The 13,112-nt window shown below is 63.5% G+C and carries 12 protein-coding genes; 10 read left to right on the top strand and 2 right to left on the bottom strand.

The window, feature by feature from the left end:
* Nucleotides 1–21 precede the first annotated feature (21 nt).
* The 8 genes from plsY to rpmG all read left to right on the top strand — a co-directional run bounded on the left by plsY (nucleotide 22) and on the right by rpmG (nucleotide 9,667).
* Entirely contained in the window at nucleotides 22–633 is a 612-nt protein-coding gene (plsY, locus tag OKW20_RS00215) for a glycerol-3-phosphate 1-O-acyltransferase PlsY (RefSeq protein WP_043614105.1), read from the top strand.
* Complete coding sequence (gene dprA / locus OKW20_RS00220) at nucleotides 633–1,775, top strand: DNA-processing protein DprA (protein ID WP_429169636.1); 1,143 nt, start codon at nucleotides 633–635, stop codon at nucleotides 1,773–1,775. The genes plsY and dprA overlap by 1 nt, the downstream gene beginning before the upstream one ends.
* Nucleotides 1,776–1,983: 208 nt before the next feature.
* A complete protein-coding gene (gene topA / locus OKW20_RS00225) occupies nucleotides 1,984–4,650 on the top strand; it encodes a type I DNA topoisomerase (protein WP_429115145.1) in 2,667 nt (888 codons plus the stop codon).
* Between the two features lie 2 nt (nucleotides 4,651–4,652).
* Nucleotides 4,653–7,025: a ribonuclease R gene (gene rnr / locus OKW20_RS00230; RefSeq protein WP_429169638.1), complete on the top strand. Its 2,373-nt coding sequence runs from the start codon at nucleotides 4,653–4,655 to the stop codon at nucleotides 7,023–7,025.
* A 26-nt stretch (nucleotides 7,026–7,051) separates the two neighbouring features.
* A complete protein-coding gene (locus OKW20_RS00235; protein ID WP_034795645.1) occupies nucleotides 7,052–7,507 on the top strand; it encodes a DUF983 domain-containing protein in 456 nt (151 codons plus the stop codon).
* Entirely contained in the window at nucleotides 7,504–8,208 is a 705-nt protein-coding gene (locus OKW20_RS00240; RefSeq protein ID WP_043614095.1) for an NUDIX domain-containing protein, read from the top strand. The genes OKW20_RS00235 and OKW20_RS00240 overlap by 4 nt, the downstream gene beginning before the upstream one ends.
* Before the next feature lie 13 nt (nucleotides 8,209–8,221).
* A complete protein-coding gene (locus tag OKW20_RS00245; protein WP_043614093.1) occupies nucleotides 8,222–9,406 on the top strand; it encodes an MFS transporter in 1,185 nt (394 codons plus the stop codon).
* A 93-nt stretch (nucleotides 9,407–9,499) separates the two neighbouring features.
* A complete protein-coding gene (rpmG, locus tag OKW20_RS00250; protein ID WP_034795357.1) occupies nucleotides 9,500–9,667 on the top strand; it encodes a 50S ribosomal protein L33 in 168 nt (55 codons plus the stop codon).
* 577 nt (nucleotides 9,668–10,244) lie between these two features.
* Here rpmG and OKW20_RS00255 read toward each other — a convergent pair.
* Nucleotides 10,245–11,612: a PleD family two-component system response regulator gene (locus OKW20_RS00255; RefSeq protein WP_402316623.1), complete on the bottom strand. Its 1,368-nt coding sequence runs from the start codon at nucleotides 11,610–11,612 to the stop codon at nucleotides 10,245–10,247.
* A gap of 17 nt (nucleotides 11,613–11,629) precedes the next feature.
* Complete coding sequence (locus OKW20_RS00260; protein WP_003537642.1) at nucleotides 11,630–12,001, bottom strand: response regulator; 372 nt, start codon at nucleotides 11,999–12,001, stop codon at nucleotides 11,630–11,632.
* Between the two features lie 156 nt (nucleotides 12,002–12,157).
* Between OKW20_RS00260 and OKW20_RS00265 the strand changes: the two genes are divergently transcribed.
* The gene (locus tag OKW20_RS00265; RefSeq protein ID WP_043614086.1) at nucleotides 12,158–12,427 is read left to right on the top strand and encodes a DUF3572 domain-containing protein; all 270 of its coding nucleotides are present in this window, start codon (nucleotides 12,158–12,160) and stop codon (nucleotides 12,425–12,427) included.
* A gap of 2 nt (nucleotides 12,428–12,429) precedes the next feature.
* Nucleotides 12,430–13,071: a hypothetical protein gene (locus OKW20_RS00270; protein WP_429169639.1), complete on the top strand. Its 642-nt coding sequence runs from the start codon at nucleotides 12,430–12,432 to the stop codon at nucleotides 13,069–13,071.
* Nucleotides 13,072–13,112 lie beyond the last annotated feature (41 nt).

Consider the following 13,112-nt stretch of genomic DNA (forward strand, 5'->3'; position numbering starts at 1 on the left):
GATCGCGCGGGAGGGGAACCGGTGGAACTATTGTCCTGGCAGCTTGGGCTGCCCTCTACGCTTCTAAGCCTTGCCTTCGGCTATCTGCTCGGCTCGATCCCGTTCGGATTGATCCTGACCCGCATGGCCGGGCTCGGCGACGTGCGCAAGATCGGCTCCGGCAATATCGGCGCGACCAATGTGCTGCGAACCGGCAACAAGAAGCTTGCCGCCGCGACGCTGTTGCTCGATGCCCTGAAAGGCTCGGCCGCAGCCTTCATCGCATCCTACTGGGGCATCGAGGCCGGAATTGCCGCCGGCTTTGCCGCCTTCATCGGCCATCTCTACCCGGTCTGGCTTGGCTTCAAGGGCGGCAAGGGCGTCGCGACCTATATCGGCGTACTGCTCGGCCTTGCCCCTCTGATGGTGCTCGCCTTTGCGGTCATCTGGCTCGGCATGGCAAAAATCAGCCGCTACTCCTCATTGTCCGCCCTGGTTGCAACGGCTATCATCCCGGTTCTACTTTACGCGGTAGGCAACGAGAAGGTCGCCCTCCTCTTTGCCGCCATGACGGTCATCACCTGGGTAAAGCACCGCGCCAACATTCAGCGGCTGCTTGCCGGCACGGAAAGCAAGATCGGAGACAAGGGATAATGTCTGAGGCCAGCGCAGGACGAACCGGATTGGCGCTGACCGAACGACAGAAAATATCCTGGCTCCGGCTGATCCGTAGCGACAATGTCGGCCCCATCGCCTTCCGCGACCTGATCAACCATTTCGGCACCGCCGAAAACGCACTCGATGCGCTGCCGGAGCTGTCGCGGCGCGGCGGCACCAAACACAGCTATCGCGTGGCATCCATCGCCGAAGCCGAACGGGAACTGGAGGCGGCACGACGCCACGGCGCCATCTTCGTCGGCATCGGCGAAGCGGCCTATCCCTCGGCGCTGCGGCAGATCGACGGCGCTCCTCCTCTCATTGCTATGAAAGGCGATCTCAGCGCGGCTGCCCGCCCTTCGCTTGGCATCGTCGGTTCACGCAACGCTTCGGTCAGCGGCGCGAAGTTCGCGGCGATGATCGCGCGCGACGCTGGCCGCGCCGGATATGTCGTGACCTCGGGCCTTGCGCGCGGCATCGACACGGCCGCCCATCGCGCCAGCCTCGACACCGGCACCATCGCAGCCCTTGCCGGCGGGCTCGACAAGCCCTACCCGCCTGAAAATATCGGCCTGCTCGAAGACATAACGAGCGGCCGAGGCCTTGCGATCAGCGAGATGCCGTTTGGCTGGGAGCCCCGGGCCCGCGACTTTCCGCGCCGCAACCGGCTGATCGCCGGCATCAGCCTCGGCGTTGCGATCGTCGAGGCGGCCCACCGCTCGGGCTCGCTCATCACCGCGCGATACGCCGCCGATTTCGGCCGGCTCGTCTTCGCAGTCCCCGGCTCGCCGCTCGACCCGCGCTGTCACGGCACCAACGATCTCCTCAAACAGGGCGCGATCGTCACAACCGGGCCGGAAGACGTGATCGAAGCGCTGGCGCCGCTCAGCCAGCTGGAGCTGCCCCTGCCGGGCGCGCGGGAGCCGGATGGCCAAACCGTCGCTCCCGCCAATGCGAGCGACAGCGACCGCGCCGCGGTCGGCACCGCACTCGGTCCGACGCCGGTCGAAATCGACGACATCGTCCGCCACACAGGGCTTTCGCCGGCGCAGGTCTATCTGCTGTTGCTGGAGCTTGATCTTGCCGGCCGCCTCCATCGGCATCCCGGCGGTTTGGTGTCCGTGGCAGCAGCCGAATGAGGACTGGCCGGACGGCGCACCAACCTTTTGTGAGGGCGGAAACGACCCAATCCTGCATGAGTTGCATAGTCTGCTCTCATCGTTATTTTGGGTGAGCCCTCTTGACCCCGCACGAATCCCTGTCCATTTCGGGGCGTCAATACAAGGCGAAGCACGGCGCAAACGGCGCTGACGCCCGAACCAGGACCGGTTGTCTCAGAAAATGACGATGAATGTTGTAGTGGTGGAGTCGCCTTCCAAGGCAAAGACGATCAACAAGTACCTCGGGCCCGGCTACAAGGTGCTGGCTTCGTTCGGCCATGTGCGCGACCTGCCGGCGAAGGACGGTTCGGTGCGCCCGGACGAAGACTTCGACATGTCCTGGGAAGTCGACGCCGCCTCGGCGAAACGGATGAAGGACATCGCCGACGCGGTGAAATCCTCCGACGGCCTTATTCTGGCAACCGACCCGGATCGCGAGGGTGAAGCGATTTCCTGGCACGTGCTTGATCTTCTGAAGAAGAAGAAGGTGCTCGGCGACAAGCCGGTCAAGCGCGTCGCCTTCAACGCCATCACCAAGAAGGCGGTTCTCGAGGCAATCGCCCATCCGCGGGACATCGACATTTCGCTGGTCGACGCCTACCTGGCGCGCCGCGCACTCGACTATCTCGTCGGCTTCAACCTGTCGCCGGTGCTCTGGCGCAAGCTGCCGGGCGCCCGCTCGGCCGGCCGCGTGCAGTCGGTAACGCTGCGCCTCGTCTGCGACCGCGAATCCGAGATCGAGCGCTTCATCTCCGAAGAATACTGGAACATCTCGGCGCTCTTAAAGACGCCACGCGGCGACGAGTTCGAAGCACGTCTCGTTTCGGCCGACGGCAAGCGACTGGCGCCAAGGGCCGTTGGCAATGGCGAGGAAGCCAACCGGCTGAAGTCGTTGCTCGATGGCGCGGCTTACGTGGTCGACAGCATCGAAGCAAAGCCGGTCAAGCGCAATCCGTCGCCGCCGTTCACCACCTCGACGCTGCAACAGGCCGCCTCGTCCAAGCTCGGCTTCTCGGCCTCGCGCACCATGCAGGTCGCGCAGAAGCTTTACGAAGGCGTCGACATCGGCGGCGAGACGGTCGGTCTGATCACCTACATGCGTACCGACGGTGTGCAGATGGCGCCGGAAGCGATCGAAGCATCGCGCAAGGCGATCGCCAGCCAGTTCGGCGAACGTTACCTACCGGAAAAGCCGCGCTTCTATTCCACCAAGGCGAAGAACGCCCAGGAAGCGCACGAAGCCATCCGCCCGACCGACTTCAACCGCACGCCGGATGAGGTCCGCCGTTTCCTCGATGGCGACATGCTCAGGCTCTACGACCTCGTCTGGAAGCGCGGCATCGCCAGCCAGATGGCATCCGCCGAGATCGAGCGCACGACGGCTGAAATCACCGCCGACAACGGCGGCCAGAAGGCCGGCCTGCGCGCCACGGGTTCTGTCATCCGCTTCGACGGCTTCATCGCCGCCTATACGGATGCCAAGGAAGACGGCGAGCAGACGGACGATAGCGAAGACGACGGCCGCCTGCCGGAGATCAATGCGCGCGAGAACCTCGCCAAGCAGAAGATCAACGCCTCGCAGCACTTCACCGAGCCGCCGCCGCGCTATTCCGAAGCAAGCCTGATCAAGAAGATGGAAGAGCTCGGCATCGGCCGTCCGTCCACCTATGCCGCGACGGTCACCACCCTGCTCGACCGCGACTACATCACCAACGACAAGCGCAAGCTCATCCCCCAGGCCAAGGGACGGCTGGTGACGGCGTTCCTCGAAAGCTTCTTCACCCGTTACGTCGGCTACGACTTCACGGCATCGCTCGAAGAAAAGCTCGACCAGGTCTCGGCCGGTGAGGTCAACTGGAAGGACGTTCTGCGCGACTTCTGGAAGGACTTCTTCGCCCAGATCGAGGAAACCAAGGAACTGCGCGTCACCAACGTGCTCGACGCGCTGAACGAAGAGCTCGCGCCTCTGGTTTTCCCGAAGCGCGAAGACGGTGGCGACCCGCGCATCTGCCAGGTCTGCGGCACCGGTAAGCTGTCGCTGAAGCTCGGCAAGTACGGCGCCTTCGTCGGCTGCTCGAACTATCCGGAGTGCAACTTCACCCGCCAGCTTTCCTCCGAAAGCAACGGCGAGGAGGCCGCGGTTTCGAACGAACCGCAGGCGCTCGGCAAGGATCCGCATACCGGCGAGGAAATCACGCTCCGGAGCGGCCGCTTCGGCCCCTACGTCCAGCGTGGCGACGGCAAGGAAGCCAAGCGCTCGAGCCTGCCGAAGGGTTGGACGCCATCGACGATCGACCACGAGAAGGCGGTCGCTCTGCTGTCGCTGCCGCGCGATATCGGTGCCCATCCGGAAAGCGGCAAGATGATCTCGACCGGGCTTGGCCGCTACGGACCGTTCGTCTTGCATGACGGCACCTATGCCAATCTCGAATCGATCGAGGACGTCTTCTCGATCGGCCTCAACCGCGCGGTCTCGGTTCTCGCCGACAAGCAGTCGAAGGCCGGTGCCGGCCGTGGCCGCACCGCCGCCGCATCGCTCAAGGAACTCGGCGACCATCCCGATGGTGGCCCGATCACCGTGCGCGACGGCCGTTACGGTCCCTATGTCAATTGGGGCAAGGTCAACGCCACCCTGCCGAAGGGCAAGGATCCGCAGTCGGTGACGGTCGAGGAGGCACTTGTGCTGATCTCGGAGCGTGCTGCCAAGGGCGGAACGACCAAGGGCAAGGCAACCAAGGCCAAGACGACCAAGGCAGCGGCGAAGTCCGAGGACGGCGCCAAGGCGACCAAGGCTAAGGCCAAGGCGCCCGCCAAGAGCAAAACAAAGACGGCCGCCAAGGCCAAGAAGGACTGATCTTGACCAGAATACCGCGCGACCCGACCGAACAGTCCGGCAAGAGAAGCCAGGGCAAGAAGCCCGCTCGCGCGGCAAAGGGCGGATCGGCCCAGCCAAGCGAACCGATTATCCACGGCGCGGTCCCGCCGCGTGACGTGCTGATGCGCTTCATCGCCGAAAACCCGGACCGCGCCTCCAAGCGCGAGATCGCCAAGGCCTTCGGGCTGAAGGGCGAGACCCGCGTCGAACTGAAGGCCCTGCTGAAGTCGCTGGAAGTCGACGGTCTGGTCGAAAAGAAGCGCAAGTCGCTGGTGCGTCCGGGCGCCCTGCCCCCGGTGACCGTGCTCGACATCACCATCCGCGATGTCGACGGCGAACTGATCGGCCGCCCGGCCGAATGGCTCGACGACGACGGTGTCGCGCCGGCGGTGCTGATCAAGCAGTCGGCCGTCGCCAAGGGTAAGGGCAAGGCTCCGGTTGGCGGTCTCGGCGACCGGGTGCTCGCCAAGATCTTCCCGGCCAAGGAGCGTGGCGGTCCTGCCTATACGGCGCGCATCATCAAGGTGCTGGACAAGCGCAAGGATGCCGTGCTCGGTGTCTTCCGTTCGACGCCCGGCGGCGGTGGCCGCCTGATGCCGATCGAAAAGCGCGGCGAGGAAATACTTGTTGATCCGGAGTTCACGGGCAACGCTGAGGACGGCGATCTGGTCGAGGTGCAGCTGTCGCGTCTCGGCCGTTACGGTCTGCCGCGCGCGCAGGTGCAGACCGTCATAGGTTCGGTCGCCTCGGAAAAGGCGATCTCGATGATCGCCATCCATGCGCACGGCATTCCCCACGTTTTCCCGGAACGGGTGATCGAGGAGGCGAACGCGGCAGGCCCCGCCACGATGGCGCACCGCGAGGACTGGCGCGCGCTGCCGCTCATCACCATCGACCCGGCCGACGCCAAGGACCACGACGACGCGGTCTATGCCGAGCCGGATCCGTCCGAAGACAATCCCGGCGGCGTCATCGTCACGGTGGCGATTGCCGACGTCTCCTACTACGTGCGCCCGAAGTCCGCGCTCGACCTGGAAGCGCTGAAGCGCGGCAACTCGGTCTACTTCCCCGATCGGGTCGTGCCGATGCTGCCTGAACGCATCTCCAACGATCTCTGCTCGCTCAAGGAAGGCATCGACCGCCCGGCGCTTGCCGTGCGTATGCGCTTCTCCAAGGAGGGCCGCAAGGCCGGCCATACCTTCCATCGCATCATGATGAAGAGCGCGGCAAAACTCTCCTACCAGCAGGCGCAGGCGGCGATCGACGGCAACCCTGACGACAAGACGGGACCGATCCTCGAGAGCATCCTGAAGCCGCTTTGGGAGGGCTATCGCATCCTCACGCGCGGGCGCGAACGGCGTCAGCCGCTTGAGCTCAACATGCCCGAGCGCAAGATCATCCTGAAGCCGGACGGCACGGTCGATCGTGTTCACGTTCCCGAACGCCTCGACGCGCACAAGCTGATCGAGGAGATGATGATCCAGGCGAACGTCGCTGCCGCCGAGACGCTCGAGCAGAAGCGACAGGCGCTCATCTACCGCATCCACGATCAGCCATCGCTTGCCAAGCAGGAAAGCCTGCGCGAATTCCTCGCGACGCTCGACATCTCGCTCGTCAAGGGCGGGAACATGCGTTCGAACCACTTCAACGGCATTCTCGCCAAGGCCGAAGGCAAGCCCTTCGAGACCATGGTCAACGAGATGGTGCTGCGCTCGCAGAGCCAGGCGATCTACAGCCCGGAGAATATCGGGCACTTCGGCCTCAACCTTTTGAAGTACGCGCACTTCACCTCGCCGATCCGCCGTTATGCCGACCTCATCGTCCACCGGGCGCTGGTTGCCTCGCTCGGTCTGGGCGAAGGCGGGCTGACGCCGCAGGAAGAGGCGGTGCTCGACGATATCGCCGCCGAGATCTCGACCTTCGAGCGCCGTGCCATGGCGGCCGAGCGCGACACGGTCGACCGGCTGATCGCGCACCATCTCAACGGTCGCGTCGGCGAAGAATTCGATGGCCGCGTCTCCGGTGTCACCAAGGCGGGACTCTTTGTCACCCTGCCCGCCTATGGCGCCGACGGCTTCGTTCCGATATCAACACTCGGACGCGACTACTTCATCTACGATGAGGCGCATCAGGCGCTTTCCGGAGAGAAGACCGGGCTCGGCTATCGCCTCGGCGATCCCGTACGCGTCAAGCTCGTCGAGGCCGTGCCGCTTGCCGGTGCGCTTCGCTTCGAGATGCAGAGCGAAGGACGCAAGATGCCGACGGCAACGCGCTCCTTCCACAAGTCCGGTCGCAGGGATCGCACCGGCGCCCGGAAGAAGCCGGGAACACGGCCGCCGCGCGGCCGGCGATAGGGTCCCGATAGGACAGAGGAATGCACATGAAAGCAGCATCAGGCGAAACACTTCATCTGGGCGGGTCCAAAAGCGACGAGCGCTCCGTTGGTCTTTCGATGAAGCGCGGCTTTCTCGGCCGCTGTCCGGCATGTGGCAGCGGCAAGCTGTTTCGCAGCTACCTCAAGTCGGTTGAGACGTGCGCAGCCTGCGGCGAGCGCATGGATCACCACCGCGCCGACGACTTCCCGCCCTATATCGTCGTGACCATCGTCGGCCACCTCGTGCTTGCCGGCTATATGGCGACCGACCTCATTTTGCCGCTCAACAGTTGGCAGCATCTCGCCATCTGGGCGCCGATCACCGTCATCAGTTCGCTGGCGCTGCTGCAGCCTGTAAAGGGCGCCGTCATCGGCCTGCAATGGGCGCTGAAGATGCATGGCTTCGGCGGACACGAGGATGCCCCTGAGGACGTACTGCCGCCGAGGGACGAACGGGCATGACGCCGGCGCGGGAGACGGGCAGCGAGCCCAAGCCTCCGCGTCCCGCGACCCTGCGGCCCCGGGATGCCGCTTCGATCATGCTGCTCGATCGCGTTGGCGGCCGCGTGCACGTGCTGATGGGGCGGCGCCATAGTGCCCACGCCTTCATGCCGGATCTCTACGTGTTCCCCGGCGGACGTCGCGATACCGGCGATCACCGAATTGGCTTCGGTTCCGATCTCCATCCCTCCGTCCTGCGAACGCTGAAGGTTGCCGGCGCGCGCGGACTGTCGGATGCCCGGGCGCGCGCGCTCGCGCTTGCCGCCCTGCGTGAACTCTACGAGGAAGCCGGCATCGCCATAGGCGCGCCGCTTCCGTCCGCCGAAGCTCCCGTTCCCTTTCTTCCCGATCTTGCAAAGTTGCGCTATATGGCTCGGGCCATCACCCCTCCAGGCAACACGAGGCGGTTCGATACGCGCTTCTTCGCCGTGTTCGCCGACGAGGCCGAAATCGATCCCACGCGGTTCCTGGACAGTCGGGAGCTTCAGGATTTGCAGTGGATCGATGTGAACGCTACGCCGTCGCTACGGATACCTGACATCACCGCGGTCATCCTCGCGGACCTCAGGAACGGACTGGACGCCGATCCTTCGCTGCCCTGCGAACGACCGGTTCCACTCTACACCTCGCGCCATGGGCGCTTCGTGCGCACGTTGCTCTAAGGATCCGCGTCAGATGTCACAGCCATCGCCCGGTACGGCTGCACCGGTTGAGGAAATTCACTGGCGGTCGCTGATCGCGGCCGTCGCTGCAATCAGCGCGGTCGGCATTGCCATCGGCCTCGGCCTACCGCTGCTTTCCATCATCATGGAGAAGCGCGGGATTTCCTCGACCCTCATCGGCCTGAACTCCGCCATGGCGGGCCTGGCATCGATGGTGGCTGCCCCGTTCACGACGAAGTTCGCTCACCGACATGGCGTAGCGCCGACGATGCTCTGGGCCGTACTGATCGCGGCCACCAGCGCGCTCGGCTTTTATTACATCACCAATTTCTGGCTCTGGTTCCCGCTCCGGATCGTCTTCCACGGAGCGATCACCGTCCTCTTCATTCTCTCCGAGTTCTGGATCAACGCGACGGCGCCGCCGCGCAAGCGCGGCTTCGTGCTTGGGATCTACGGCACATTCCTGTCACTCGGGTTCCTGACCGGACCGCTTCTCTTCTCGATCCTCGGAAGCGAAGGCCTCCTGCCCTTCCTCGTCGGCGCCGGCGTCATCTTGCTGGCGTCCGTGCCGATCTTTCTTGCGCGCGACGAAAGCCCTGTCATCGACGAGAAGCCGGAGCGGCATTTCCTGCGCTATGTCTTCCTCGTGCCCACGGCAACGGCCGCTGTCTTCATCTTCGGCGCGGTCGAATCAGGTGGCCTTTCACTGTTCCTCATCTTTGGAACACGGTCCGGTTTCAGCGAATCGCAGGCGGCGCTGCTGCTGACCGTCATGGGTGTCGGCAACTTCATCTTCCAGATCCCTGTCGGCATGCTTTCCGACAGGGTCAAAGACCGCCGCACACTGCTCTCGGCGATGACGCTGATCGGCCTCATCGGCGCGCTGTTCCTGCCGCTCTTGGTCGAGAGCTGGTTCCTGATGGCAATCGTGCTGTTGTTCTGGGGCGGCTGCGTCTCCGGCCTCTACACGGTCGGTCTTAGCCACCTGGGCTCACGGCTCCAGGGCGCGGATCTCGCGGCCGCCAACGCGGCCTTCGTGTTTTCCTATGCCGTCGGTACCGTCGCTGGGCCGCAGGCGATCGGCGCGGCGATGGACGCTACCGGCAACAACGGTTTTGCCTGGGCGATCGCCGGCTTTTTCGGTCTCTATGTCGCGCTTTCGGTGGTCAGGATCGTTTTGAAACCAAAACGGTCTTGACTTTTCAGCCGCGATTTGTAGTTTCGCGCCAACCTTGCCCGTGGCCCGCAACCGGTTGTCCACGGCTTTCATTGTTACAAAGGCAGGACGACCATGGCAAAAGCCACCACCATCAAGATCAAGCTGCTTTCGACAGCCGACACGGGTTTCTTCTACGTCACGACCAAGAACAGCCGTACGATGACGGAAAAGATGACGAAGACCAAGTACGACCCGGTCGTCAAGAAGCACGTCGAATTCAAGGAAACCAAGATCAAGTAAGATCGCCGGTTTTCGGGAATTGAAGGGCGCCGACCGCAAGGTCTGGCGCCTTTTCCTTTTTGGGCCAGCGCCTTGGGCATCTCGCAAATTTGCCGAGCGCAACGCGTTCACGCCGGCGCCAGCAAACGGCTCGCCCTCCCCGGCTCTTGCCCCAGAATCAAAACGCCGTCCCGAAGGCGGGACGGCGTGTCGGAAAGGGGGTCGGCTGGCCTCTGACTGCGGCACGAGGATTCCGCGGACGCCAAAAGCCAACCGACCGACCCCACGACCCAGGAGATGCGGCGGACCTGAGCATCATGGGGTAACGAATATCGCAGAAGGCCGATGCCCCCTCTTTCATGAGCATCACCTGAAAATAAAAAAAAATCAACGAATTCTTAATGCGCGGAGCGGTGCCGCTCGGCGCATGGTTAATTCTGTATCAGACCTGGACAGGCACACTGCATGATCCCTGCTGCTACCCAAACTCCCCGGTAGCAAGAGGTGACGCGAGAATACAACTTTGAATGCAGGCCGCAAGAGGCGGCCCAAGAAATTCCTTGACGGGCGCCGGGGCCCGAGACGCGTTGGCCGCGGCTCAGGCGGCGGCTGCCACCACCCGGTTACGGCCTTCGTGCTTGGCCTGATAAAGCGCCGTGTCGGCGCGCTTCAGCAGCGCTTCGGCCGTGTCGTTGCCGGGCCTGAGCGTCGCAATCCCCATGGATGCAGTGACCTTCAAGGGACCATCCGCCTGCGGGATCGCAAAGGGCAGACTTTCGATGATCGTGCGCAGACGCTCGGCGACACCGGCTGCCATTTCGGCGGAGGTGTCCGGCATGACCACGATGAACTCTTCGCCGCCGAACCGGCAGGCAAGATCGGCGCCCCGCACCGTCGTGCGGATGCGATTGGCGAATTCCCGCAGCACTTCGTCGCCGACATCGTGACCATAGGTATCGTTGACCTGCTTGAAGCGGTCGATATCGGTCATGCAGATGGACAGCGGCCTGCCGCGCGCGGCGGCCCGATCCATCAGCAGCTTCAGGTGCGTGTCGAAATAGCGCCGATTGTGCAGCCCGGTGAGGCCGTCGGTGACGGCAAGCTCGATCGTCTGCTGCACGCTAGACCGCAGCCTGTCATTGCAGTGCTTGCGCCGGATCTGGGTCATAGAGCGGGCGATCAGCTCGTTGGGATCGACCGGCCGCATCAGGTAATCCGTCACGCCGAGATCGAGCGCGCGCACGACCAGTTCGTCGCTGCCCTGCTCGGCGATCAGCAGGATCGGGATGAAACGGGTGCGCTCCAGCGAGCGCAACTGCGAGCAGAGCCGCAGCGGATCGTAGTCGTCGAAATTCGCATTGACGATCACGAGGTCGAAATTGTTCTCCGCCGCCTCGAACAGTGCGGCCTGCGGATCGGAGATGACCGAGACCTCGGCGATCGGCTTCAGCGCACGTTGCAGCCGCTCCTGCGACGATCCGCGGCCATCGACGAGCAGGACGTTGCCGGGCTCGTCAGGCCGGTCCGCCCGGCCGATATCCTCAAGCCCGATCGTCTGCGCCGTCTGCGCCCGCAGGCGCAGCTCGTCGCTGACGTTCTTCAGTCGCACCAGGCTCTTCACCCGCGACATCAGTTGCAGATCGTTGACGGGCTTCGTCAGAAAATCATCGGCCCCGGCCTTCAGGCCACGCACGCGGTCGGAAGGCTGGTCGAGCGCGGTGACCATGACCACCGGGATATGCGCCGTCTTCGGGTTGGCCTTCAGCCGCTCGCAGACTTCGAAACCATCGAGGCCCGGCATCATGATATCGAGCAGCACCAGATCGATGGGCGTCTTTTCGCAGAGCGCCAGGGCGGCATAACCGTCACTGGCCGTCAGCACGTCGAAGTACTCGGCAACCAGCCGGGCCTCGAGCAGCTTCACATTGGCCGGAACATCATCGACAACAAGAATACGCGCAGTCATATCAATTTTCCCGCCGCTCAGGCATCGCCCAGGTAGGTTTTGATCGTCTCAATGAACTTCGGTACGGAGATCGGCTTGGAGACATAGGCCTCGCATCCGCCCTGGCGGATACGCTCCTCGTCCCCCTTCATTGCAAATGCGGTAACCGCGATGACCGGGATGACGTGCAGTTCGTCGTCTTCCTTCAGCCACTTCGTCACTTCCAGGCCGGAAACCTCCGGCAGCTGAATGTCCATCAGGATAAGATCGGGCCGATGCTTGCGCGCAAGCTCGAGCGCTTCCATGCCGTTGCGAGTCTGGATCGTCGCATAGCCGGAGGCCTCGATCAGGTCGCGGAAGAGCTTCATGTTCAGCTCGTTGTCCTCAACAATCATCACCTGTTTGGGCATGTCGATCCCTTGCTGTCCATCGTCACCTTGCAAGTCTCCTCAGGACAATTAACGTGCGGAGCCGACGACTCGACCCATTTCCTCAACGTCAGAGATAGGCCTATTTGGTTGAAAAATAGGTAACTCCGCACGTAAAAACCATACGGGGACAAACCATTGAAGAGCGCCGACGAAATTGCAGTAGACATTCTCGCCTGGCTTGCCGGCGAGCCGGAACTCCTGTCCCGCTTCCTGGCGCTGACCGGCACGGACCCGACGGCGCTGCGCAACGCCATCGCCGAACCCGGCTTCATGGGCGGGCTCGTCGCCTTTCTGATGGACCATGAGCCGACCCTGATGGCATTCTGTACAGCGACCGGTACGGCGCCCGAAGACGTTGTGCGCGCCCATACGGTGCTTTCCGGCCACGCAGGCTTCGAGGATTGAGGGTGGCAAACGCGCCGACAGTTCACAGCATCACGCTTGGCAACCGCCCGCTGATCGTCAGTGACATCGACGATGTCGTGCTCGAATTCATCAATCCGTTCAAAGCGTTCCTCGGGAGCTGCGGCCATGTGCTGCTGCCCCGGTCGTTCCGCCTGACCGGCAACATCATTACGCATGCGGACGAGCAACCAGTGGCTGAGCCGGAGGTCAAAATCCTGCTCGACGCCTTCTACGGCTCGCAAGATCGTTGGCAGACGCCCGCCGCCAGGGCCGTCGAGACGCTCGCCGCATTGTCGGAGGAAGCCGATATCGTCTTTCTGACCGCGATGCCGCCGCAGCACGCCATAGTCCGCCGCGCGCTTCTCGATCAGCTCGGCCTTCCCTATCCGCTGCTTGCGTCCGAAGAGCCCAAGGGCCCGATCGTCCAAAAACTTCACGGCGGCCGAACCGTTCCGCTGGTCTTCATCGACGACATGCTTCGCAATTTGCGATCGGTGAAGGATCACGCGCCGTCTTGCCTGCCGATCAACCTCATGGCCGACTCGGATTTCAAGGCGCTCGCGCCGAAGCTCGACGCAGACATTCGTGCCGTCGCCGATTGGCCGGAGGCAGCTGCCGCCATTCGCGCACATTTCCGCGGCTAGTCCGGACCGGATGCCCGTCGGCGCAAATTCAGCTACGCCAG

The organism is Ensifer sp. LBL, from assembly GCF_050435225.1.
Classification (GTDB): Bacteria; Pseudomonadota; Alphaproteobacteria; order Rhizobiales; family Rhizobiaceae; genus Ensifer.

Coding starts and splice junctions, on each gene's coding strand:
- dprA (WP_429169636.1), top strand. CDS start 633: ATGTCTGAGGCCAGCGCAGGACGAACCGGATTGGCGCTGACCGAACGA.
- OKW20_RS00260 (WP_003537642.1), bottom strand. CDS start 12,001: ATGCCCAAACAGGTGATGATTGTTGAGGACAACGAGCTGAACATGAAG.
- topA (WP_429115145.1), top strand. CDS start 1,984: ATGAATGTTGTAGTGGTGGAGTCGCCTTCCAAGGCAAAGACGATCAAC.
- OKW20_RS00255 (WP_402316623.1), bottom strand. CDS start 11,612: ATGACTGCGCGTATTCTTGTTGTCGATGATGTTCCGGCCAATGTGAAG.
- OKW20_RS00240 (WP_043614095.1), top strand. CDS start 7,504: ATGACGCCGGCGCGGGAGACGGGCAGCGAGCCCAAGCCTCCGCGTCCC.
- rpmG (WP_034795357.1), top strand. CDS start 9,500: ATGGCAAAAGCCACCACCATCAAGATCAAGCTGCTTTCGACAGCCGAC.
- OKW20_RS00245 (WP_043614093.1), top strand. CDS start 8,222: ATGTCACAGCCATCGCCCGGTACGGCTGCACCGGTTGAGGAAATTCAC.
- OKW20_RS00235 (WP_034795645.1), top strand. CDS start 7,052: ATGAAAGCAGCATCAGGCGAAACACTTCATCTGGGCGGGTCCAAAAGC.